This is a genomic window from Rothia nasimurium, from assembly GCF_014217215.1.
GTDB classification, from domain to species: Bacteria; Actinomycetota; Actinomycetes; order Actinomycetales; family Micrococcaceae; genus Rothia; species Rothia avistercoris.
This window is the reverse complement of sequence record NZ_CP056080.1, coordinates 512,393-533,822: the sequence shown is the minus strand read 5'-3', so window position 1 is coordinate 533,822 and position 21,430 is coordinate 512,393. Positions and strand designations below refer to the sequence as shown.

Annotated in this window: 23 protein-coding genes; 5 read left to right on the top strand and 18 right to left on the bottom strand. The window is 60.1% G+C overall.

The window, feature by feature from the left end; all coding sequences use genetic code 11:
- Positions 1–45: 45 nt before the first annotated feature.
- The 9 genes from HWU94_RS02575 to HWU94_RS02535 form a co-directional block, all read right to left on the bottom strand.
- Entirely contained in the window at positions 46–1,650 is a 1,605-nt protein-coding gene (locus HWU94_RS02575; RefSeq protein WP_185174185.1) for a cytochrome c biogenesis protein ResB, read from the bottom strand.
- Between the two features lie 45 nt (positions 1,651–1,695).
- On the bottom strand, positions 1,696–2,448 hold the full coding sequence (locus HWU94_RS02570) for a cytochrome c biogenesis CcdA family protein (RefSeq protein ID WP_185174184.1): 753 nt from the start codon (positions 2,446–2,448) through the stop codon (positions 1,696–1,698).
- Positions 2,441–3,049, bottom strand: a complete 609-nt coding sequence (locus HWU94_RS02565) for a TlpA disulfide reductase family protein (protein WP_185174183.1) — start codon at positions 3,047–3,049, stop codon at positions 2,441–2,443. The genes HWU94_RS02570 and HWU94_RS02565 overlap by 8 nt, the downstream gene beginning before the upstream one ends.
- A gap of 50 nt (positions 3,050–3,099) precedes the next feature.
- The gene (locus HWU94_RS02560) at positions 3,100–3,786 is read right to left on the bottom strand and encodes a histidine phosphatase family protein (protein WP_185174182.1); all 687 of its coding nucleotides are present in this window, start codon (positions 3,784–3,786) and stop codon (positions 3,100–3,102) included.
- A 53-nt stretch (positions 3,787–3,839) separates the two neighbouring features.
- Positions 3,840–4,094: a glutaredoxin family protein gene (locus HWU94_RS02555; protein ID WP_185174181.1), complete on the bottom strand. Its 255-nt coding sequence runs from the start codon at positions 4,092–4,094 to the stop codon at positions 3,840–3,842.
- A gap of 117 nt (positions 4,095–4,211) precedes the next feature.
- Positions 4,212–4,310 carry a 30S ribosomal protein bS22 gene (locus HWU94_RS02550; RefSeq protein ID WP_005504750.1) on the bottom strand — a complete coding sequence of 33 codons (99 nt, stop codon included), beginning with the start codon at positions 4,308–4,310 and terminating at the stop codon, positions 4,212–4,214.
- Positions 4,311–4,546: 236 nt separating this feature from the next.
- Positions 4,547–5,782: an FCD domain-containing protein gene (locus tag HWU94_RS02545; RefSeq protein ID WP_185174180.1), complete on the bottom strand. Its 1,236-nt coding sequence runs from the start codon at positions 5,780–5,782 to the stop codon at positions 4,547–4,549.
- Between the two features lie 48 nt (positions 5,783–5,830).
- Positions 5,831–6,460: a helix-turn-helix transcriptional regulator gene (locus tag HWU94_RS02540; protein ID WP_185174179.1), complete on the bottom strand. Its 630-nt coding sequence runs from the start codon at positions 6,458–6,460 to the stop codon at positions 5,831–5,833.
- A 136-nt stretch (positions 6,461–6,596) separates the two neighbouring features.
- Complete coding sequence (locus tag HWU94_RS02535) at positions 6,597–7,748, bottom strand: acetoin utilization protein AcuC (RefSeq protein ID WP_185174731.1); 1,152 nt, start codon at positions 7,746–7,748, stop codon at positions 6,597–6,599.
- A gap of 310 nt (positions 7,749–8,058) precedes the next feature.
- On the opposite strand from HWU94_RS02535, the gene HWU94_RS02530 reads away from it, so the two are divergent.
- Both HWU94_RS02530 and HWU94_RS02525 read left to right on the top strand, forming a co-directional pair.
- Positions 8,059–9,408: a TrkH family potassium uptake protein gene (locus tag HWU94_RS02530; protein WP_244956053.1), complete on the top strand. Its 1,350-nt coding sequence runs from the start codon at positions 8,059–8,061 to the stop codon at positions 9,406–9,408.
- The gene (locus tag HWU94_RS02525; RefSeq protein WP_185174178.1) at positions 9,401–10,078 is read left to right on the top strand and encodes a TrkA family potassium uptake protein; all 678 of its coding nucleotides are present in this window, start codon (positions 9,401–9,403) and stop codon (positions 10,076–10,078) included. The genes HWU94_RS02530 and HWU94_RS02525 overlap by 8 nt, the downstream gene beginning before the upstream one ends.
- Positions 10,079–10,524: 446 nt before the next feature.
- Here HWU94_RS02525 and proC read toward each other — a convergent pair whose 3' ends face one another.
- From proC to HWU94_RS02495, 6 genes are all read right to left on the bottom strand, one after another.
- The gene (gene proC / locus HWU94_RS02520) at positions 10,525–11,376 is read right to left on the bottom strand and encodes a pyrroline-5-carboxylate reductase (protein WP_185174729.1); all 852 of its coding nucleotides are present in this window, start codon (positions 11,374–11,376) and stop codon (positions 10,525–10,527) included.
- Complete coding sequence (locus HWU94_RS02515; protein ID WP_185174177.1) at positions 11,370–12,194, bottom strand: sugar phosphate isomerase/epimerase; 825 nt, start codon at positions 12,192–12,194, stop codon at positions 11,370–11,372. The genes proC and HWU94_RS02515 overlap by 7 nt, the downstream gene beginning before the upstream one ends.
- Before the next feature lie 2 nt (positions 12,195–12,196).
- Positions 12,197–13,183: a Ppx/GppA phosphatase family protein gene (locus tag HWU94_RS02510; RefSeq protein ID WP_185174176.1), complete on the bottom strand. Its 987-nt coding sequence runs from the start codon at positions 13,181–13,183 to the stop codon at positions 12,197–12,199.
- Between the two features lie 74 nt (positions 13,184–13,257).
- Complete coding sequence (topA, locus tag HWU94_RS02505; protein WP_185174175.1) at positions 13,258–16,083, bottom strand: type I DNA topoisomerase; 2,826 nt, start codon at positions 16,081–16,083, stop codon at positions 13,258–13,260.
- Between the two features lie 137 nt (positions 16,084–16,220).
- Complete coding sequence (locus HWU94_RS02500) at positions 16,221–16,640, bottom strand: pyridoxamine 5'-phosphate oxidase family protein (protein WP_185174174.1); 420 nt, start codon at positions 16,638–16,640, stop codon at positions 16,221–16,223.
- 9 nt (positions 16,641–16,649) lie between these two features.
- Complete coding sequence (locus HWU94_RS02495) at positions 16,650–18,293, bottom strand: methyltransferase (protein ID WP_244956002.1); 1,644 nt, start codon at positions 18,291–18,293, stop codon at positions 16,650–16,652.
- A gap of 37 nt (positions 18,294–18,330) precedes the next feature.
- Here HWU94_RS02495 and HWU94_RS02490 point away from each other — a divergent pair, with 37 nt between their 5' ends.
- From HWU94_RS02490 to HWU94_RS02480, 3 genes are read left to right on the top strand one after another with little or no spacing between them, the layout of a single operon-like run.
- The gene (locus tag HWU94_RS02490; protein WP_185174173.1) at positions 18,331–18,648 is read left to right on the top strand and encodes a thiamine-binding protein; all 318 of its coding nucleotides are present in this window, start codon (positions 18,331–18,333) and stop codon (positions 18,646–18,648) included.
- The gene (locus HWU94_RS02485; RefSeq protein ID WP_185174172.1) at positions 18,648–19,088 is read left to right on the top strand and encodes a pyrimidine dimer DNA glycosylase/endonuclease V; all 441 of its coding nucleotides are present in this window, start codon (positions 18,648–18,650) and stop codon (positions 19,086–19,088) included. Before HWU94_RS02490 ends, HWU94_RS02485 begins: the two co-directional genes overlap by 1 nt.
- 44 nt (positions 19,089–19,132) lie before the next feature.
- The gene (locus HWU94_RS02480) at positions 19,133–19,273 is read left to right on the top strand and encodes a hypothetical protein (RefSeq protein WP_185174171.1); all 141 of its coding nucleotides are present in this window, start codon (positions 19,133–19,135) and stop codon (positions 19,271–19,273) included.
- 130 nt (positions 19,274–19,403) lie between these two features.
- Here the strand turns inward: HWU94_RS02480 and HWU94_RS02475 are convergent, their stop codons facing one another.
- Genes HWU94_RS02475 through HWU94_RS02465 form a run of 3 tightly spaced genes read right to left on the bottom strand, consistent with a single transcriptional unit; the run spans position 19,404 to position 21,299 of the window.
- Entirely contained in the window at positions 19,404–19,928 is a 525-nt protein-coding gene (locus tag HWU94_RS02475) for a GyrI-like domain-containing protein (protein WP_185174170.1), read from the bottom strand.
- Complete coding sequence (locus HWU94_RS02470; RefSeq protein ID WP_185174169.1) at positions 19,925–20,809, bottom strand: rhodanese-related sulfurtransferase; 885 nt, start codon at positions 20,807–20,809, stop codon at positions 19,925–19,927. The genes HWU94_RS02475 and HWU94_RS02470 overlap by 4 nt, the downstream gene beginning before the upstream one ends.
- Positions 20,810–20,858: 49 nt before the next feature.
- Positions 20,859–21,299 (bottom strand): pyridoxamine 5'-phosphate oxidase family protein, encoded by a 441-nt coding sequence (locus tag HWU94_RS02465; RefSeq protein WP_244956001.1) that lies wholly within the window; start codon positions 21,297–21,299, stop codon positions 20,859–20,861.
- Positions 21,300–21,430 lie beyond the last annotated feature (131 nt).

The following is a 21,430-nucleotide window of genomic DNA, read 5'->3' as shown; positions in this document are numbered from 1 at the left end:
ACGCCGGTGCCCGGCCGGGTTGCCCCGGGGCGGGCGATGGGTAGGTTAGGCTTCATCAAATTCTAGTCCCCACCGCTCTGCAAAGAGGTCGGTGAATTTGTCGGCTTCGGTGGCGAGGCGGGGGTCTTCGCCGCGGGCCAAGAGGCCGTATTCGACGGTGAGTACGCGGTCTGGCCCGGTGCCGCTTTCGGTGGCTCGTACCCAGACGCGGCGGCGGGCGACGAAGACCGAGATCAGCAGGCCGCCAAAGAGTAGGGTTGCTGAGACCAGGGCGATCGGGCGACCGGGGTCTGACCTGATCTCAATGCCAGCGTAGCGCTTAACACCCAGGAATTCGATAGTTCCGTGACCATCGGGCAGGGCGGCGGTGTTGTTGCTGGCATCGAGCACAATGCCGTTACCGGCAGCCATGGTGTTGAGCGGGGTCAGGCTATCAACGTCGAGTACGTACACGTTTTGGGGCACGCCGTTATCAAGCCCGAGGTCGCCCGCGTAGCTTTGGAGCACCAGCATGGGGTTGAGCAGGTCTGAGTCGATAGAGGTGGGGGCGCTGCCGGTGGTGCGTTCGCCGGTGGGCAGGAACATGCCGACGAAGCCCAGCTGGTCGGGGTGGGCGTCCGGAACCTTCAGCACGATAGATGAGAGGTAGCTACGACCCGAGGGTAGGCCCACCACGGGCCCCTCGTAGGCAACAGAGCCGTCAGTGTTGGTGATACGGACGACCGGCGAGTAACCGTTGCCCAGCAGGTAGATAGAGGTTCCCTCAAAGTAGATGGGTTCATTGACTCTGAGGGTCTGCTCGCGCTGTTCACCGTCTGCACTGGTGAGGGTGAAGTCAGCTTCGTAGTTGATATCTGAGCCGTAGGTGGGTGAGCCTTCCTGGCGGTCGTATTCGACGGTCAGGTTGTTGAGGGTGGCTGAGTAGGGCACCAGCCAGTCGGGGTTGTAGTTGGTGCCGGAGCTGAAGGAGTCATAGGCGACCAGGGAGTTGACGAAGGTTTCGTCCTCGGTCACCACGCGCTGGCCGCTGTAGCCAAAGAGGGAGCCAATCGCTACCGCAATCAGCACGCCGATCATGGCCAGGTGGAAGAGAATGTTGCCCAGTTCGCGCAGGTAGCCGCGTTCGGCAGCAACGTTCACGACTCCCGGGGCCTCTTCGCGTACCTCGACACGGTAGCGGCGCTTTTTCAGGACGGCGGCGGCGTCCTCAATAGCGCGGGCGGCTGTTAATTCCCCGGTACCGGCATCCACGGGGATGGTGAGGGTGCGGTGCTGGGGTAGGCGGGAGAAGTTCTTGGGGGTGCGGGCGGGCCCTGACCGCATGGCCTGATAGTGCTTGGTAGCACGGGGAATGACGCAGCCAATCAGGGACACAAAAAGCAGAATATAGATAGCCGCAAACCAGACCGACGAGAAGACGTCAAAGAGCTGGAGCTTATCAGCGATAGGGCCCCAGGTGGGGTGCACCTCGATGTAGTCGGCTACAGTGGCGGGGTCCTGAATACGTTGGGGAAAGACTGAACCGGGCACAGCGGCGACCGCCAGCATGAGCAGCAGGAAGAGGGCGGTGTTCATCTTGGTCAGCTGCGTCCATGCCCAGCGGAGCATTTCCAGCGGGCCTAGGGCCGGGGCGTCCTGAGTCTCTGCCATGTTTTCCTTGCTATGTTCGGTTCGGTGCGTCAGTGTGGGGTGTGTTTAAATAGGGAGTTCGTAGACCGGCATGCTGGCCTGGAACCAGGACATCAGCTGCGTCCAGAGGCCGGTCGCAAGAAGCAGGCCGATGATGATGAGCATGATACCGCCCAGGCGCTGGAGCAGGAGTCGGTTTCGGCGGGCCCAGCCCATGGTGTTGACGCCGCGGGCAACGCCCAGCGCCACGAGCAGGAAGGGGATGCCTAGCCCCAAGCAGTAGGCCAGGGTCAGAAGCACCGCCTTGGTGTTATCGGAGCCTCCGGTGTAGACCAGGGTCTGCACGGCCGCAAAGGTCGGGCCGATACAGGGGGCCCAGCCCAGACCAAAGGTGATGCCCAGAATCGGGGCACCCCAGAGGCCGGCCGGGGGTTTGGCTTCAATTTTGCGGTCGCGTTGGAAGAAGTCGAAGCGGCCCATGAAGACCAGACCCATCACAATCACCAGCAGGCCCAGCACCAGATTGACCCAGCCCTGCCCGCGCAGCCAGGGGGCCGCCCCTAGCTGGGCTAGGACCACAGACATGAGCACGAAGATAAAGGAGAATCCCAGCACAAACAGGCCGATACCGGTGACCATGCGCAGGTTGCGGCGGCGGGGGCTCATCTCTCCCCCCGATAGGCCGGTCACGTAGCCCAGGTAGCCCGGCACCAGCGGTAGTACGCAGGGGGAGGCAAACGAGACCAGGCCCGCCAGTGCCGCAAGGGGCAGGGCGAGCCAGAGGGAGCCGTCGAGAACGATATTGCCGAAGCTAGGCACTGACCTGGTCTTCGAGCAGGGTGCCCAGCACAGACTTGTCGATTTGCCCCAGAATACGGGCCGCTACGCGTCCTTCAGCGTCGAGGACGACCGTGGTCGGCACCGCCTGGGCAGGCACGTACTTGCTCATGGCAAGCAGCACCTTGCCGGTCACGTCGCGGAAGGAGGGGTAGGGCACGGAGAAGTTCTTCTCAAAAGCCTCAGCGGTACCTTTTTCGTCACGCACGTTGGCCCCGTAGAAGGCAACCTTCTCGCCGTAGGTGTCGTGCAGTTCGTTGAGCCAGGGAGCTTCAACACGGCAGGGGGCGCACCCTGCGTACCAGAAGTTCAGCAGCACGGGCTTACCACGCAGGTCGGTGGCTGAGACGACGGTACCGTCAAAAAGTTCGCTTTCGAAGTCAACGGGTTCACCGCGCTCACCAGCAGCGTATTCGGTGACGCTACCATCACCGGCGATGTAGCCCTTGGAGTCTCCGGCATCTGCTTGAGCAGCCAGGGAGTCCTGGCTTGATGAGCAGGCAGAGAGCAGGCCAACAGTTCCTAAAGCGGCGATGCTCAGGGCCTGTTTGCGGCTCACACGTAGGGGGAAAGAGGTAGACATGAATTACAGGTCTTTCAGGTCAGTGTGGTGTGCGCTTGTAGTCGGTGCCATTATGACCCCGGTAACTGAATAACACCTGAATAGAGTTCGGCAGCAGGCTCAACATAGGAGAGTTTGGGCTTGCCAGAGGCGAAGATATTGGGGAAGGTAAAGCTTGTAATGGAAGCTAAATTGCACTGGCGGCTGCGCGGGTCGTGCGGCAGCACCCCGCCCTCTACAGAGGTTCGGGCCATCCAGATGGGTAGCTGGTGCGAGACAATAATCGCCTCAGCGCCGTCCCCGCCTTTTTCGTAGGCGGTGCGGGCGGCGTCCTTAATAGCCTCAGCCATACGCTCCACCTGGTCCCGGTAGGGTTCACCCCAGGACGGACGCAGGGGGTTGAGTAGGTGCTTCCAGTGGCGGGGGTTGTTCAAGAGCTCCTGCTTATTCACGTGCAGACCCTCGAAGTAGTTCCCGGCCTCAATCACGCGTTCATCGGGCTGGGCAACCAGGCCCAGCAGTTCCTCGATGGGGGCAGCCGACTCGCGAGTGCGGGTGAGCGGGGAGCAGACCAGGTGCACGATGTTGGCACCGGCGTCCGCGCGGCGCTTGAACTCTTCGGCAGACAGGCGCACCATCTTCTGACCTGTCTCAGACAGGTGGTAATTGGGCAGACGCCCATACACGATACGGTCGGGGTTATGCACCTCGCCGTGGCGCATCAGGTGCACGGTAACAGTTGCCGAAGAAGTATTCATATCTCTAGTCTCTCAAACCTAGTCAGTAAGCGCTAACCAGCAACCCCACCGGTTTACTCCGCCAGTTTCTTCTCAATAATCTTCGCCAGGCGTTTGGCATTGACCTGCCAGAAGTCCTTAACCTCACCGTCAACCCGCAGCACCGGGATCTCGGTGCGGTGACGCTCCAACAGGTCAGGGTGCTCTTCAACGTTGATTTCTGTGTAGGTCAGCCCGTAGCTGCCTACCACCTGGCCGGTCGTCTCCCGAGCAGATTCGCACAGGTGGCAGCCGGGCTTAGTGAGCAGTTCAATGAGTGGTGTAGCCATTGCTCCACTCTAACCCGCCCCTCCCCCACGAGGCGAGCGGGCTCGTCCGCACCGAAAAGTCCGGTGATACAGCGCGAGCCCCGCACCGAAACAGGTGCGGGGCTCGCGGTGAAGAATTTACTTCTTGTTGCGGCGCTGGTGGCGAGTCTTGCGAAGAAGCTTGCGGTGCTTCTTCTTAGACATACGCTTGCGGCGCTTCTTGATAACTGAACCCATTGGATTCACCTCACTTATTAAATAGTGGTCGATACCCGGCCGACAGCAACCACCCGGGGGCGGTAGGTCGGTAGCTATCCGGGCGCTATACCGGTATAAACGCTCCAAAGCACGCATAAAGGGCATAGCAATACCCTCGGCGTGAAAAAACGCTCTCTCCCAAGCCTACAGGCAAACAGGGCTTTTCGCCGACTGTTCACCGGCAAGTGAGAGCATTTTCTCGTTTTATCTACCCTCTAGCGGTCGCTAGTGGCGTATTCGTAGCCCTCGCGCAGGGTAGCGGCCTCTTCTTCGGGATCCCCCTCCGCATCGGCGTCAAAGAGTTCTTCGCCGGCTTCAGTATTGCCCTGAGCGGGGGCGCTTTTACGGAAACCAAAATATCCAACGACGTCAAAACGCTTTTTGGAGGGCTGATTTCTGTCGCCCTGGGGGGCTACGGCTTCAGCACCATCGCTGGCAGTTTCTTCCCTTGCATCCTGCGATTCGGGGGCCTCGCTGGCCGTGGGCGTCTCGGCTTCCTGGGAGGTTGCTGCCCCGGGGTCAGGGCTGGCGGCAGAGCTAGCGGCGCGGACGACCGGGCTCACCGTCCCTCGCTTCCGGCGGCTTACGCTCTTGGCAGGGGGCAAATCTGCTGTAGGGGCTGCTTCGATAGGTTGGATGGTGGTGAGAGCTTCAAAAAGCTCAGGCTCAATGGGGCCGCCCCAGTCTTCTGGAACCAGCTCCTGGGTCTCTACCTCAATGGGTTCAAGATTGACCCCGCTACCGCCCTGATCCGAGGTATCAATATCTACCGGGTGGCCCGCTTCAGAAAAACGCTCCTGCAGGTTAGCCTTGAGCAGGGTCTGGGCTAGCGCTGCGTCACCGGAGCGGGCAGCATCGACAATAGCCCGGTACTCCATACGCAGGCGAGACGACGTAGCGCTCCACAGCGGCACCTGGCTGACAAGCTCAAAGCGGGCCTCAATCATGGCATCACGCAGGGTGGCTAGCAGAGCAGAGATAAGGGCATTGCCCGATAGCCTTCCGAGTTGGATGTGGAAATCCGCTTCGAGCTCGTGGAAATCACTCAGGCTAGTAGCATCGTCCTGCATAACCTCAACGATACGGTCGAGCTCTTCAAAGGCGGTCTGGTCGAAGGCGGGCCCGGCCAGCGCGTGGCTTTCAAGAAGTAGGCAGGTCGATAGGAGGTCTTGCCGAGGAGAACGAGAGCTCGCCAAATAAAGACTGACGGCTGGCCCGGCAGAAGCTGCCGGTTCCCGCACCAGCTGGGCGATAATGCTTTTCTTGCGCCCCTCATAGAGCCTCAGCACTCCGATTTCTTCGCAGTGCTTAAGGCTCTCCCGTATATGGTTCTGACTGATCCCCACTTCGTGGGCCAGTACCCTGTCATCGGGCAAACTATCACCCAGGTTCAGGGTCTGGTTAATCAGTTCATTCTCGATCCAGTCGAGAAGCTGCTGGTGGTGTGCCATACAGTCTTACGGTGTCCTTTGAAACTAGCAGTGTGTTAGGGCAGGAGCCTAGCGGGAGCTACGGCGGCCCCAGCGGGTAAGCTTGGCCAGCAATCCGCGATCATCGCCGGTTTCTTCACCGGCAGGGCTGTAGGCCTGAGAGTCAGTAACTCTAGCACGAGCCTCGGAGTCAGCCACCACCTGACGGATAGCTTCCTGAGCAGCGACCTCCTGGCTCTCTTGACTCGCAGCTTCCTGAGCCTCCTGGGTTTCCTGGCTCTCTACGATATCTTCGTCCACCCGGTTATCGAGCACGGGGGTAAAGGGGGTCAGCGGGGTAAAGGTAATACCGGCGGTGTTGGGGTGGGGCACGTCAACGACCGGAGCGGGCACCTCTTCCGTCTCCTCGGGAATAGAAGCGGTTTCAGGCTCAGCAGCGGGGGCAGCCAGCAAACCATCTACCCAGTCGGTAACGGTGGTGAGGGGAGTGGGGGTAATAGAGTAAAAACGCTTTTGGCCCACGGCTTCAGTTTCGACCAGACCGGCGGTACGCAGCACTTTGAGGTGCTTGGATACGGTGGGCTGACTGACGCCCAGCTCCTCAACGAGCTCACCAACGGCCAGTCGTTCGACGGCTAGTGCCTGGAGGATGTGTCGCCGTGTAGGGTCAGCGATAACAGCAAAAACGTCGTCTTTCATACTGACATCTTTACACATATATACCCACAATTGCATGTTTGACCAGCAGAAATGGGGGCACTCATCGTCTATGCCCAGCTAGCACACAGAAATTTTGGGTCCAACGTTACGCCTCGACGCTCTATCGCACCCGTAGCTAGTCGTACCAGGGGTCAAGACCCCATAGGGGGAATACTTCCTTGCGGGTGGCCATAATGCTGCGGTCTACGCTGCTGGCTGGGTCATAGCCAACCTCCCAGGAATACCACCAGAGGTCCACGGGATCCCCCATCATGGTAGGCACCTTGGTACCGTACTTTTCAAGCATATAAGCCTGCCATGATTCCGGAGTTGGCATATTTATATCGAGGGGCTGCCCGGCCGCCACCGCAATGAGGTGGCTCCAGGAGCGGGGCACAGCGTTATAGATGGAGTAGCCCCCTCCCCCGGTGGCAATCCATCGCCCCTCGCACAGCTCGTCCGCCAGAAGGGAGATGTGGGCGGCAATCTCTCGCTGCCCGTTGATGCTGATGTTCAGGTGCGACATGTCATCGGCCAGGTGGGAGTCACAGCCGTGCTGGCTGACAATCACCTCGGGCTGGAACTGCCGCAGTAGGCTAGGGACCACAGCGTCAAAAGCTCGAAGCCACCCTGAATCGGTGGTGCTTTCGGGCATGGCAATATTGACCGAGGTTCCTGCTGCCAGCCCTTCGGGGCCCACTTCGTTGGCGAAACCTGTACCGGGAAAGAGAGTCATGCCGCTCTCATGCAGGGAAATGGTCATGACATTAGGGTTATCCCAGAAGATACTTTGCGTACCGTCCCCGTGGTGGGCATCCACATCGATGTAGACGACCCGCTGCACTCCCGCTTCAAGTAGACGAGCTATGCCCACGGCGCAGTCGTTATAAATACAGAAACCGCTGGCATGGTCGCGTGAGGCGTGGTGCATGCCTCCGCCAAAATTAACCGCGTGCTTGACCTTGCCACTCAAGATAGCTTCGGCAGCCTGGTAGGTGCCACCGGCAAGTCGGGCGGACGCCTCGTGCACCCCCTCAAATCCGGGGGTATCTTCGGTGCCCAGGCCACAGCTGGCGATGGTCAGCGTGGGGTCGGCGCTGATTTTTTGAACCGCGTCGATATAGGGGTAGTCGTGGGCCAGCATAAGCTGGTGTACGGTAGCAATTTCGGGCTCTTCAAGCTCTACCTGCGGGAGGTCAAAAATCCCAAGGTCCCGAGCCAGCGCAGCTGTGGCATCGAGTCGCGAGGGGTGCATGGGGTGATAGTCGCCAAAATAGTAGTTGGCCATGGCAGGGGTCCAGAGCACACGCACATCGGTGGGCGTGAGGCTGTCGATAATAGCCACCAGCACTACCTCCTTTGGTAAGTTGAGTCACACTTACCATTAAACACATAAAAACTCTGCGGGCACCACACCCCGCTTGTATGACACGCAGACTACGCTAGAGACGACAGAAGAAAGCGAGGTGAAGGACGTGGGCAAAATTGTACGCAAGGTCCAGGAGCGCAAGCGGGTTCTTGACGCCATGGAACAGGGGCAGCTGGAGTACCAGCAGCTCCTTCAGATTGTTAAGTTTTCGGCAGCCTTTCAGGCCCGCATGGCCCACCTGCGCGACCTGGTAGACCGCCTCTTTGGGTCGTCGTCCTCGCGTATTGCCATTGCAGCCTTCTTGCTGGTCATTATTTTCTTCTCGCTCATGCTCTACACCCCCTGGGCCTCACACGATGGCCAGCAGGTGGAGTTTCACCACGCTGTTTTTACGGCGACCAGTGCCGTGACCGTCACAGGTCTCACCACGGTTTCTACCGCCGAACAGTGGAGCTTCTTTGGCCAGCTTATGATTCTCTTAGGCTCGCAGATTGGCGGCCTCGGCACGCTCACCCTCACCTCCATCCTGGCGCTGGCGGTAGGGCGCAAGCTGGGGTTGCGCTCCAAAATTATCGCCCAGGAATCCCTCAATATCGGACGCCTGGGTGAGGTGGGTTCAGTGCTTCGCACCGTGGCCTTTACCTCCATTGCCATTGAGGCTCTGATCGCCTTCACGCTCATCCCCCGCTTCCTGGTATTGGGGGAGCCCCTCTGGCAGGCAGTCTGGCACGGCGTGTTCTATGCGGTCTCATCCTTCAACAACGCGGGCTTCACCCCCCACTCAGACGGTATCGTGCCCTACGGCCACGATCTCTGGATTCTCTTCCCTATTGCCCTGGGCGTGGTGGTGGGCTCCCTCGGCTTCCCCGTCATTCTGGTGCTGCGCAACAACCTGCGCTTTAGTAAATGGAATCTTAACGCCAAGCTCACCATCATCGGCACGCTGGTGCTCTTCTTTCTGGGCTCTTTTGCCTGGGGTGCCCTAGAGTGGGGCAACGACCGCACCATCGGTGCCATGGGCGCGGGCGACAAAGCACTCAACGCCGCCTTCGCATCCATCATGACCCGCTCCGGCGGCTTCAATCTGGTTGACATGGCAGATATCCACCCCGTCACCATGCTGCTCACCGACGTACTCATGTTCATCGGCGGCGGCTCCGCATCTACCGCAGGCGGCATCAAAATCACCACCATTACCGTGGTCTTCCTGGCGATTCTGGCAGAAGCCCGCGGCGACCAGTTCGTCGTTGCTTTCAACCGCACCATCCCCGACGCCGTCCTGCGCATCGCCATCTCCGTGATCATGATGAGTTTCGTGTTCGTGCTAGCTGGCACCACCGCCATCATGCTGATTGGCAATGTCAGCCTCGACCGGGCCCTCTTTGAGGTTATCTCAGCCTACGCGACCTGCGGCCTATCCACCGGGCTCTCAGCTGAGCTGCCGCCGTCCGGAACCTACATTCTTTCTGTCCTCATGCTCATTGGCCGTATCGGCACCATCACCGTAGCCACCGGCTTGGCGATGCGCTCCGGTCGCCGCCTCTACAAGTTCCCCGAAGAAAGGCCCATCATTGGCTAGAAAAGACTTCCGCCCAGCCCACAGCGCCCCCGTGCTGGTGATTGGCCTAGGACGCTTTGGTTCGGCTACCGCTGCCCAGCTCGTCCGTCAGAATAAAGAGGTTCTTGCTGTCGAGAAAGACCCCGTCCTGGTGCAGAAATGGTCGGGCGATCTCACCTACGTGGTGGAGGCCGACGCCACCGATATGAATGCCCTGCGTCAGCTGGGGGCCCAGGACTTTACCGCCGCCGTAGTGGGTGTGGGCACCTCTGTGGAGGCCTCGGTGCTGATTACCGCCAACCTGGTGGACCTGGGCATTGAGCGCATTTGGGCTAAAGCTATCACCCCTTCTCATGGCAAGATTCTCTCCCGTATTGGAGCACACCGGGTTGTTTACCCGGAGTCGGACGCCGGGGTACGAGCAGCCCACCTGGTCTCCGGGCGCCTACTGGACTTTATCGAGTTCGATGACGATTTCGCCATCGTCAAGATGTACCCACCCAAGGAGACCCACGGCTTCACCCTGGCAGAGTCTGATGTGCGGTCTAAATACGGGGTGACCATTGTGGGGGTAAAATCACCGGGTGAAGAAATTACCTACGCAACCCCCGACACCCGGGTTTCTTCACGCGATTTATTAATCGTTTCAGGCCAGGTAGATCTTATTGAAAGGTTTGCTGCCCGACCCTAACAGGTTTATACCTACAAGAAACGCTTGACTATACCCTATACCGACCTGAGCATAGAAAACACCCAGGTGTCTTCCGAAATAATTCGGCTTTTTCAGATTTCAGGGTGCATAAACTCAAAAATTGGCATATAGTTATAACTACCTCTAAAGGTGCGAGTGATTACTGAACGGTCCGCGAACCCGTTCAAGTAGCTCAAGACCTGAAGATTCCTCAGATGGTTCCCCCTAATCCCATCTGCTTCAGGTGGCGAGCATTCTCTTGAAACCGGATCCCTACCGGCGAAAGAGAAAGCTAAAGGCCAGTCCGATTCCCTACGGACTGGCCTTTAGTGTATCTAGACTACTTTCACAGACAAAAGACAGCAGGCTGCCCTACCTCGCTCCACAAGGAGTTTTGGTAGCACAGCCTGCTGTCACAGGGCCTTTTTGCTTAGGCTATCTCTATACTATTTTTCGGAGCTGAACTCCTCGGTCATCTCGTCATTCCGAGCGACACAGGCCCGCATAGCAGTCTCGGTCAGCTCGAAAAGACCACCATCGATATAGGCGGTAATCGCCTTATCTGTGGTTCCCTTGGGGCTGGTAACCGCCTTACGGAGATCCTGGGGGTTTGGGTCAGCATCCAGCAGGTAGCCCGCACCGGCTACCGTAGCAGCTGCTAGCTCGGTAGCAGTTTTTTCGTCCAGGCCCAGCTTGACTCCAGCATCGGCCATGGTTTCTGCCAGCAAGAAGGCGTAGGCAGGGCCCGAACCAGATACGGCGGTCACCGCCCCCATCTGCTCTTCCTCAACCTCAATCACCCGGCCTGCTGCCCCCAGAACCGAAGCAGCAGCGTCCTTCAACTCCTCGGTCACGGTCTGTCCCACAGAGATAGCCAGTACACCCTTGCCCACCCGCGAAGGAGTATTAGGCATGCAGCGGATTGCAGGCTGCCCCTCGGGCAGAGCCCGCTGTAAGGCTTCCAGGGTGATACCGGCAGCAACCGACACCACTACAGTATTCTCGCCCAGAGCCGGTGAAATTTCGCGGGCAAGATCAAGGATCGCGTAGGGCTTGACGCCCAGCAGTACCACGTCAGCCCCTTCAGCGGCTTTGAGGTTAGCCTGCGTATCGTCCTCACCGGCAAGGATGGTTACGCCCTGAGCCCCCTCCCCCAGCTTCTCACGCAGGGTAGAGATGCTGGCGTGAGAGCCAACGGTCGCGCGCACAGAGGTAGGGTCGGTACTCGCAGCAAGCAGGCCCGAGGCGATCGCTCCGTTCATGGAGCCGGTTCCAATAAAAGCAACAGTAGTCACGATGTTCTCCTAGCTAGGTGAGTGCGGGCGAACTGCAGGGTCTCGTAGAGCATGTCGTCGCGGGCCCCTGCTCCCTTGGCCTTGCGGGTTGATACTTCAGCGCACACAACGCCGTCAAAATCGCTGGCTGCGATGTACTGCAGGGTCTCGGCGACGGGCTGGGTGCCGTGGCCGGGTACTAGGTGTTCGTCCATGACCTTATCACCGGATCCGTCGGTGAGGTGCACGTGCCCCAGACGAGAGCCGATGCGTTTGACGGCTTCGAGGGAGTCGTCCCCGGCTGCGGCTGCGTGGGAGAAGTCCCAGGTCATCCAGTCGTAGTCGAAGCGGGAGGGGTCCCAGTGGGGGGCGTACATCTCTACCGCGTGGCCTTTGATGGACCAGGGGTACATGTTTTCGACGGCGATTTTGACGTTTTCGAGTTCTGATATTTCGCGCACGCCCGCAACGAAGTTCTTGGCGTAGAGCTTCTGCCAGCGGAAGGGTGGGTGGGCGACGATGACGTCCGCCCCTACGGCCTTAGTCATTTTGGCGGCCATCTGCATCTTGTTCCAGGCCCGGCCCCAGACCTGCTGGGTTAGGAGCAGGGTGGGGGCGTGAATGGCGGAGATGGGAATCTGGTATTTCTGGATCAGGTCGAGCAGGTCGTGGGGCTCTTGGGAGAGAGCTGAGTGGGTGATCATGACTTCCACGCTGTCGTAGCCCAGGTCTACGGCGGTTGAGAAGGTTTCGGGTACGCCGAGCGGGAAGAGGCAGGAAGTAGAAAGCGCCACCGGTACGGGTTTGCGGGTGGACGTGCTCTTGGGTGCGTCGGTGCTCATGGCTAGTCCTGCACGAATTCGGCGAGGGAGCGGGGGGCGATCATGGCTTCGGGCCCCTGCTGGGAGAGGTAGTTCATGCGTCGTAGTACCAGGCCCTCGCGCAGGGCCCAGGGGGAAACACGCATGCGGTCTACGCCGAAGACGGCCATGGCGGTTTCTGCCGCGATAGCCCCGGCTAGCATCTGTTCGGCACGGACGTCTGAGACTCCGGGCAGGCCGGCCCGTTCTTCGGGGGGCATAGCTTCCAGGCGGCGGGTCCAGAGTTTGAGGTCTTCGAGTAACATTTCGCGCTTGACGAAAGGGCCTGCCGAGTAGGGGGCTGCCCCGCAGATACGGGCGAGGGAGCGGAAGGTTTTGGAGGTGCCCACGACCATGTGGGGCTGCCCGTAGGCCAGCAGGGTCTCGGCAACGGGTTCTAGGGTTTCGCGCACGTACTTGCGGAGTTTTTTGATTTCCTTGGGGGACGGCACGGGGGCGCTGAACCAGTCGCCGGTCAGGCGGGTGGCACCCAGCGGCACGGAGATTGCGTCGTCGGGGTAGGCGTCCATGCCGGTGGAGAACTCGAAGGAGCCGCCGCCGATATCGAAGTTGAGAATGCGGCCGGCGCCCCAGCCCTGCCAGTGGCGCACGGCGTGGTAGGTAATGGCGGCTTCCTGGTCACCGGTGATTTCGGTGAGGTTGACGCCGGTCTGGTTCTGCACGTGCTGCAGCACCTCGGGGCCGTTCTTGGATTCGCGAATGGCGCTGGTGGCAAAGGCCAGCAGGTCTTCTGCCCCATGCTCAATCGCGTAGAGTACTGCGGACTTGACGAAGGCGGTGAGGCGGTCGCGGCCCTCGTCGGTGATGTTACCGTCCGCGTCGATGTAGCGGACGAGCTGTAGGGGCTCCTTGTGGGCTGCGGTGTAGGCTTCGGGGCGGGACCCTAGCTGCCCCTCAATCAGAATCAGGTGGCCGGTATTTGAGCCAATATCGAGCACGCCTAGACGCATGGGTCCCCCTTGAGTGGTGACAAAAAGTTTTCCTGCCTACCAGTGTACAAGGATGGGACCCATGCGATAACCGACTACTCGCCCGCTTTCTGAGCGGTGCTCTTCTTGGTCGCAGTCTTCTTGGCTGTGGTTTTTTTAGCCGTGGTTTTCTTGGCCGCCGGCTTCTTGGCGGCGGTCTTGCGCTTAACCGGGCCCTTAGCTCGTTTCTCAGCGAGCAGCTCAACCGCGCGGGTGTGGGTCAGGGACTCGATCGTTTCGCTGCGGGGCACCGTAATATTGGTGATGCCGTCGGTGATGTAGGGGCCGAAGCGGCCGTCCTTCACCACGATTTTCTTTTCAGAGACCGGGTCTACGCCGAGCTCAGCCAGCGGGGGCTTGGCGGCACCGCGTCCGCGCTGCTTGGGCTGGGAGTAAATCTCCAGGGCCTGCTCCAGGGTGATAGAGAAAATCTGTTCCTCGGTCTCCAGAGAGCGGGAGTCGGTGCCCTTCTTCAGATAGGGGCCGAAACGACCGTTCTGGGCGGTAATTTCGGTGCCCTCAGCATCGGTACCGACAACGCGGGGCAGGGCCATAATCTTGAGGGCGTCATCCAGGGTAACGGTTGCCAGCTCCATGGACTTGAAGAGGGAGCCGGTGCGGGGCTTTTCAGCCTTGGGCTTCTTCTTGGGCTTGGGCTTGCCGTTCTTGTAGTACTCGGTGGGCTGGGCATCCATCCAGGCGGCGATTTCTTCCTCGGTCATCTCGGGGATAACCTCGGTGACGTAGGGACCAAAACGTCCGTCACGGACCACAATGGTGCGGCCGGTAGCCGGGTCAACGCCGAGTTCACGGCCGTCGTTCTTACCGGCTTCCAGCAGTTCAGCGACCTTTTCTTCGGTCAGCTCATCGGGTGCCAGATCATCCGGTACATTGGCGCGGATGGGGTCCTTGATTTCGCCGGTTTCGGTGTCGATCTCGCCGCCGGTCTCAAGGTAGGGGCCGAACTTGCCCACACGCAGGTTGACCCCGGGGGCGACCTCTACAGAGTTGATTGCGCGGGCGTCGATGTCGCCCAGATTGTCAACGATGGGCTTGAGACCGCGCTTGTCTCCCCCACCGAAGTAGAAGTTAGACAGCCACTCGGGGCGGGCCTCTTCACCGCGGGCAATGCGGTCGAGATCTTCTTCCATTTCGGCGGTGAACTCGTAGTCCACGTACTTGGCGAAGTGCTCTTCGAGCAGGCGGACGACCGAGAAAGCGGTCCAGGAGGGCACCAGGGAGCCGGAGCGGTTATTGACGTAGCCGCGGTCCATGATGGTCGAGATGACGGCTGCATAGGTTGAGGGGCGGCCAATGCCGAGCTCGTCCATAGCCTTGACCAGGGATGCCTCGGTGTAGCGGGGCGGGGGTGAGGTTTCGTGGCGGGCAGCTTCGATATCGCTACCGCGCAGGGAGTCGCCTTCTGCCAGGTTGGGTAGGCGCTTGTCGTCCTTACCGTCCTTGGCCTCGCCCTTGCCCTCTTCGCCGCGCAGGGCGTCCTTGCCTTCTTCGTAGGCGGCGAGGAAGCCGCGGAAGGTAATGACGGTGCCGGACGCTGCGAACTCGGCATCCCGGCCGTCGGCGGCGGTTGCCCCCAGGCGGACGGAGGCGGTGGAGCCCTTGGCGTCAGCCATCTGGGAGGCGACGGTGCGCTTCCAAATCAGCTCGTAGAGGCGGAATTCATCGATGCTCAGCGCATTCTTGACCTCGGCGGGGGTGCGGAAGGAATCCCCCGCAGGGCGGATCGCTTCGTGGGCTTCCTGGGCATTCTTGGACTTGGAGGTGTAGACGCGCGGGGAGGCGGGTACGAAGTCAGCGCCGTACAGTTCAGCTGCCTGCTTTCGGGCAGCCTGGGTCGCCTGGTCAGACAGGGCAACCGAGTCGGTTCGCATGTAGGTGATGTAACCGTTCTCGTAGAGGCGCTGGGCCACCTGCATGGTGGAACGGGATGAGAAGCGGAGCTTACGGGCGGCCTCCTGCTGCAGGGTTGAGGTGGTGAAGGGGGCAGCGGGGCGGCGGGTGTAGGGCTTAGTTTCGACCGAGCGGACGCCGAACGCGGCGGACGCCAGCGCGCTCGCCAGGGAGCTGGCGGCGGCTTCGTCCAGGTGGGCGACCTTGCCGCGGGCGCTGGTCTTGAGGGTTCCGTCGTCGGCGAAGTCCTTGCCGGTGGCCACGCGGGCACCGTCAACGGCAGAAAGCTTGGCGGTGAAGGATTCGGAGGCAGAGGTGGTGAAGGTACCAGTGAGGTCCCAGTAGGTTGCTGAGCGGAAGGCCATGCGTTCGCGCTCGCGCTCTACGACCAGGCGGGTTGCCACAGACTGCACGCGCCCGGCTGAAAGGCCGCGGGAGACCTTGCGCCAGAGGACCGGTGAGAGCTCGTAACCGTAAATACGGTCGAGCACACGGCGGGTTTCCTGGGCGTCCACCAGGTTGTTATCGATGTCGCGCAGTTCATTGAAGCCACGCTGGATCGCTTCTTTGGTGATTTCGGGGAAGGTCAGACGGTAGACAGGCACCTTGGGCTTGAGCACCTGCAGCAGGTGCCAGGCAATGGCTTCACCTTCGCGGTCACCATCGGTTGCCAGATAGAGGGCATCGGACTCTTTGAGCAGGCGCTTGAGCTCGGTGACCTTCTTTTTCTTATCGGGGTTGACCACGTAGTAGGGCTCGAAGCCTTCTTCTACGTTGACCGCAAACTTGCCGACGGGGCTCTTTTTGAGCTCGTCGGGCAGCTCGGAGGGCTGGGGAAGGTCGCGAATATGCCCCATGGAGGATTCAACGATGAAGGCATCGCCCAGGTACCCGCTGATGGTTTTCACCTTCGAGGGGGATTCCACGATCAGCAGTGACTTGCCGTGCTCGGTGGTTGCCTTAGTGGGCACTGAGGGCTCCTTGGGGTCGGTTTTTCGCGTGTATGCACAACAATAGCCGACTTACGGGGCTTCGTGTCTACTTAGACCGATGTGACCTTAGAGCGCGGGTGTGCGGGGCCAGCACCGGTGCTGGCCCCCTTAGCCCCTTAAAGCTCGTCGGCAGGTTCTGCCCCGATTTCGAACTCGCGCCCGCTGACACTTACCGGCTCTACCTCAACCCAGTTGGTCTTGTAGGTCGGTGAGTAGGTGCGCAGGCCCAGGGCTTCGACCGCGTCAAGGTCGGTTTCGCTGGTGAGCCAGTGGGCGTTGCCGTGCACGACAACGGAGCGGGCTGTACCGTCGATGACCTCATCAATTTCGAAGGCGGCCTTGCGACTAATCACGACTTCTGAGAGCTTCTGGCCGGATGCGGTGCGGAAGTAGATTTTCTTCTCGTGCACCACGAAATTGACGGGGTAGATATCTACCTCCCCGCCAACAGCCAGGGCCAGGCGGCCGAACTCGTGGGCAGCTAGCAGCTCCCAGCAGCGGTCTTCAGACAGGGTTTTAATAGGATTCTCTACCATGACCCCAGTCTAGTCTCCCTGGTCAATCCGCAAAAAGCCCTTTTCGAGCAGTTCACGCATGTTACTGATTAATACTTGTCTGGGTTCTTCGGTCTCCCAGCCCAACAGGGCAGCTAGGGCACCGACGATTTGGCCAGCGGTCAGCTCCCCGTCGCAGGCAGAGACAAAGCCGGAGGTCTCTGTGGTCTCTAGGATGGTGCGGCGCAGCCCGGCACCTGCACGCAGCAGAATCACGGAGGGGTGCTCGGAGCCGGGGGTAGCGTGGCGTTCTTCGGTCACGTCCCCGGCAACGACCAGGTGCTTCTCTAGCAGCTCGACATCGCTCAAGGCGGTGACCTGATCAAAGTGCTCCACCGCCTCGGTGATGAATGGGGCGATGGGCTGCTGGATGGGGTAGGTGATTTCTTCGAAGCGGTGTAGGCGTTCCCCTGCGGACGCCGGGTTCGGCTTACGCAGCCAAATCATGCCAAACCCGATGGAGCCAACGCCACGGGAGGCGAAGTCGCGCAGGTAGGCGGTGTAGGCGGCTTCAAAGTGGGCGGGATCGCGGTTTTCACTGGCATCGCGCAGCCAGGTTTCGGCGTACTGTTCTGGTTCGAGTACCTCGCGCTGGATAAACCAAGCTTCGGTCTCCTCCCCCACCCAGGCGCGGGGGCGGTCTGCCCAGTCGACGGGGCCGTCCTGCCCGTCAACGGGGATTTCCCAGTTACCCAACATCTGGGCGCGCCCGCCGGGGGCAAGCACGGTGGGTAGCTGCTGCACCAGGGTTGAGACGATACCGTCCCCTGCCATGCCGCCGTCGCGGTACGTGAACTGGTCTTCGGGGCTCTCGTGGTCGCTGCGCGGGGTGATAACAAAGGGCGGGTTAGAGACCACCAGGTCGAAGGTTTCACCGGCGACCGGTTCGAGCAGGGAACCTAAGCGCAGGCTCACGCGCTCTTCGAGGTTGGCCGCATCAAGGTTCAGGGCGGACGCGTTGAGCAGCAGGTTGAAGCGGGTAAAGGCCAGGGCGCGCTCAGAAATATCGGTAGCGGTCACGTGACGGGTGTGGGCCAGCAGGTGGAAGACCTGGATGCCGCATCCGGCGCCCAGATCGAGGGCCCGGTCTACGGGGGTTCGCTCGGTGAGCTGGGCCAGGGTAAGGGAGGCATGGCCGATACCCAGCACGTGGTCCTTACGCAGGACGCCGGGGCGCTGGTGGGCGCCCAAATCGCTGGCCACAAAGAGTTCGGTTCCATCGTCGGCGGCGTGCGGCCGCAGGTCTACGGCAGCCTGTACCAGGCCGTCCTCGGTGGGCTCCGCCAGCCCCAGATCCAGCAGCAGGTCCAGGCTACCTGCCCCCAGGGCGTCCTCAAGCTCCCCACCGGGCAGGGCGGTGCCAAAGAGGAAGAAGCGCACCAGCTGGGCCAGGTTCCGCTGGGCGGTGATAAAGGTTTCTGATGTGGCCTCCTGCCCCAGAATCTGGCTCACCCGGTAAAGGCCGGGCACCACCTGGTCGCGGGTCATGGCCTCAAAAGCGCGGGCCCCCAGCAGCTCCTCGATACCGTCGTAGGTGTAGTTGAGCTCGGTCAGGGCAGCGTGCAGGCGGGTGAGGGCGGCAGTATCGGCGCTGACGGGGGCACCGGGAACACGGGAAAAATCAGAAGTTATCACGCTCTCTATTTAACCGTATGAGCGGTACGGTAGAGACATGTTATTTGCATTCTCTGTAGCCCCCACCGGCGGCGGCGACCCGTCCGGGTCCGTGCACGACGCCGTTGCAGAAGCCGTCCAGATCGTCCGCGATTCGGGCCTGCCCCACCGCACCGACGCCATGTTTACCACCATCGAAGGTGACTGGGACGAGTGCATGGCCGTGATCAAAGCCGCCACCGAAGCCGTTGGAAAGTACGGCAACAGGGTCTCCCTCGTGCTCAAAGCCGATATTCGCCCAGGTCACGATTCAGGCGAACTCACCGGCAAGCTCGACCGCCTCGAAGAAGCCATCGCCCGCAGAGCTGAAGGCTAATGCGTATCTGGTCTGTGCACCCCTCTCTGCTCGATGCCAAGGGGCTAGTGGCCTGCTGGCGTGAGACCCTGCTTGCCCAGAAAGTGCTCCAGGGGCTCACCCAGGGCTACACCAACCACCCCCAGCTCGACCGTTTCAAAGCCTCTAGTGACCCCCTGGCCTACATCTGCACCTACCTGCACGGGCTGGCTGATGAGGCTGATAGACGGGGCTATAACTTCAACCGCAGTTTGCTGGTGCTCCCTGCTCAACCTGAGTTGTCACCGCTACCGGTTACCGACGGCCAGCTAGACTACGAAATCTCATTTTTGGCAGAAAAAGTAAAAGCCCGTTCCCCACAGTGGTATGACCAGCATTTTTCCACGTCACCCACTAAAATCACCCACCCCCTCTTCGCCGTCGTCCCCGGCCCCATCGAAAACTGGGAAAAGGTTAAATAGTAATCAAGGTGATTTTTTCTAGAGGTCTGGGTTATATTTACCTTATGGCAAATGCAGAAAAAATTGCCGAACTGGAAAAGTCCATCGCTGAGTGGAAGGAAAAGGCCGCTAACGGTGGCTCCGACTTCATCGCAGAGATTATCGAGAAGCTTGAGGCCGAACTGGCCATAGAGCAGAACTCCTAAAGATTTTTCCCTTCGGTATTACCACACCAGTTCAACCGTTATCCAGGGGCGCGCAAGCGCACATACTTTAGAGAGAAATACCTCCCGCATATCGCACTGCGGGAGGTATTTTATTGTTTCTTTAAGCGGCCTACGGGCTCGTTACAGCCTGCCAGAGATACATACGGTAGTTCTCGTCGGTGATTTCACCGGGCCCGTACACTTCTAGGCAGACGCCGGTAGACTCCAGCCCCTTCGAGGGGATAAAGGTGCTGGCCAGGTGGTTGAAGCCCGCCTTAATATGGGCAGGGGGGACGCCCGGGGTAATGGCCCCCTGCACCAGGACGGTAGCGTACATAGCAGCCGGTACCATCACACCAGTCAGCCCCAGGGCTGCGACGTCCTTAATGCCGCCGGGCACAATGAAACCCGCCGTGTAGGTAAAACCGGTATCGTCGGCGTCCGGCATGACGACGCCCACCTTCTGTAGCTTTTCTACCGCAGCCAGGCGCTGGGCGGCCAGGGCGCCCCCTCCCGACTCAAGCGTGCTGTAGAGGCGCTCCCACCAAGATCCGAAGTCGCTCTCTTCGGTCGCGGGGTCGGTGACGCCGGCGACCATAAAGGTACCGTACTCAATCAGAGCTGTCTCGTAAGCCGGGGTTTTCTGCTCACTCATACTGACGCTGCCGCAGCCTCACGCTCGGCCTCTGCTTTGGCCTGACAGTCGGGGCACAGGAGCACCAGGTCACGCACCCCGTCCACATCGAGATTGACGAAAGTGTTTGCCTTAGCGCCGCAGTGTTCGCACTCGCCGATTGTGACGGTGTCGGGTGAGAAGTTCATGTGCTGGCGCTTGTCGAAGATATAGAGTGAGCCCTCCCAGAGGCCGGAGTCGCCGTACTTTTCGCCGTAGCGCACGATGCCACCGTCAATCTGGTAAATCTCTTTGAAGCCGCGGTTCTTCATCAGGGCCGAAAGAATTTCGCAGCGGATACCGCCGGTGCAGTAGGTGATAACGGGCTTGTCTTTAAGGTCATCGTACTTACCCGATTCGATCTCTTGAATGAAATCGTGGGTGGTGCGCACATCGGGCACAATAGCGTTCTTGAACTTGCCGATTTTTGCTTCGAAGGCATTGCGGCCGTCGAAGAAGACGACCTCGTCGCCGCGTTCTTCAACCAGCTTGTTCACTTCTTCGGGCTTCAGGTGCACGCCGCCGCCCACCACACCGTTTTCATCGACGATGAGTTCATCGGGGGTACCGAAGGCGACAATCTCGTCGCGGGCCTTTACCGAAAGGCGGGGGAAGTCGCTAGCGCTACCGTCGGACCACTTGAGTTCGAGCTTTTCGAAGCCCGGGTACTGGCGGGTAGTCTTACCGTACTGTTTCAGGGCGTTGATATCGCCGCCCAGGGTACCGTTGATGCCGTGCTTAGAGATCAGGATGCGGCCGGTCAGGCCCAGCTTCTCACAGAGGGCACGCTGCCACAGCATCACAGCCTTGGGATCGGTCACAGGGGCAAAGCAGTAGTAGAGGATAATTTTTTCTTGAGACACACCCCTATTTTAGACCTTATGCCCCTCAGTGGGGCGGCGACTGGCGCTCCTAGCCCAGGCGGAAGCGGCGCCCAGTCATTTTCTGCGGGGTCAGCTCCACAAACTCCAGCTTCTCGGTATCGAGCCAGGGCTCAAGATTGAGCTTGCCAACGTAGTCAATGTCGCCGGTCTCCGTCAGCAGGCGGGCTGTAGCAAAGACATTGACCGAGTAGGCGTGGTTGCCTTCGGCCCGGTCGAACTGCACGGTTACTTTCTCGTTCATCAAAAGCTGGGTGAGCTTACTACCGGAGGCAGTTCGGAAGAAGATACGAACCCCGTCGGTCACAATGTTGAGCGGGGTGATGTGCACGTAGCCGTCCTCGCCTACCGTACCCAGACGGGCAAACCGCGTGCCCTCAATCAGCTCCCAAATCTGCTCTTCGGTGAGGACCGTGACCACAGGCTCCTGCTCAGTGGTCTTCTTACCCTGAATGTTCATTGGAATACTCATACAGCCCATTATCCCACCCCTTATAGTGCAGGTCACAGATAACGGGGGCAGAAAGAGCAAATATTTACGCGCGCTCTCGCGGTGCCATAATAGACGGGTGCCTACCGATGCCCTTCCCTCGCGCTCACACC

Excerpts from the sequence above, each read along its gene's own strand:
- HWU94_RS02465 (WP_244956001.1), bottom strand. The coding sequence starts at position 21,299 with ATGAGTATTCCAATGAACATTCAGGGTAAGAAGACCACTGAGCAGGAG.
- HWU94_RS02500 (WP_185174174.1), bottom strand. The coding sequence starts at position 16,640 with ATGGTAGAGAATCCTATTAAAACCCTGTCTGAAGACCGCTGCTGGGAG.
- HWU94_RS02480 (WP_185174171.1), top strand. The coding sequence starts at position 19,133 with ATGGCAAATGCAGAAAAAATTGCCGAACTGGAAAAGTCCATCGCTGAG.
- HWU94_RS02565 (WP_185174183.1), bottom strand. The coding sequence starts at position 3,049 with ATGTCTACCTCTTTCCCCCTACGTGTGAGCCGCAAACAGGCCCTGAGC.
- HWU94_RS02510 (WP_185174176.1), bottom strand. The coding sequence starts at position 13,183 with ATGCGTCTAGGCGTGCTCGATATTGGCTCAAATACCGGCCACCTGATT.
- HWU94_RS02530 (WP_244956053.1), top strand. The coding sequence starts at position 8,059 with ATGGCCCACCTGCGCGACCTGGTAGACCGCCTCTTTGGGTCGTCGTCC.
- HWU94_RS02535 (WP_185174731.1), bottom strand. The coding sequence starts at position 7,748 with ATGGCCAACTACTATTTTGGCGACTATCACCCCATGCACCCCTCGCGA.
- HWU94_RS02560 (WP_185174182.1), bottom strand. The coding sequence starts at position 3,786 with ATGAATACTTCTTCGGCAACTGTTACCGTGCACCTGATGCGCCACGGC.
- HWU94_RS02545 (WP_185174180.1), bottom strand. The coding sequence starts at position 5,782 with ATGGCACACCACCAGCAGCTTCTCGACTGGATCGAGAATGAACTGATT.
- HWU94_RS02485 (WP_185174172.1), top strand. The coding sequence starts at position 18,648 with ATGCGTATCTGGTCTGTGCACCCCTCTCTGCTCGATGCCAAGGGGCTA.
- HWU94_RS02540 (WP_185174179.1), bottom strand. The coding sequence starts at position 6,460 with ATGAAAGACGACGTTTTTGCTGTTATCGCTGACCCTACACGGCGACAC.
- HWU94_RS02475 (WP_185174170.1), bottom strand. The coding sequence starts at position 19,928 with ATGAGTGAGCAGAAAACCCCGGCTTACGAGACAGCTCTGATTGAGTAC.
- HWU94_RS02515 (WP_185174177.1), bottom strand. The coding sequence starts at position 12,194 with ATGAGCACCGACGCACCCAAGAGCACGTCCACCCGCAAACCCGTACCG.
- HWU94_RS02555 (WP_185174181.1), bottom strand. The coding sequence starts at position 4,094 with ATGGCTACACCACTCATTGAACTGCTCACTAAGCCCGGCTGCCACCTG.
- HWU94_RS02550 (WP_005504750.1), bottom strand. The coding sequence starts at position 4,310 with ATGGGTTCAGTTATCAAGAAGCGCCGCAAGCGTATGTCTAAGAAGAAG.
- HWU94_RS02490 (WP_185174173.1), top strand. The coding sequence starts at position 18,331 with ATGTTATTTGCATTCTCTGTAGCCCCCACCGGCGGCGGCGACCCGTCC.
- HWU94_RS02575 (WP_185174185.1), bottom strand. The coding sequence starts at position 1,650 with ATGGCAGAGACTCAGGACGCCCCGGCCCTAGGCCCGCTGGAAATGCTC.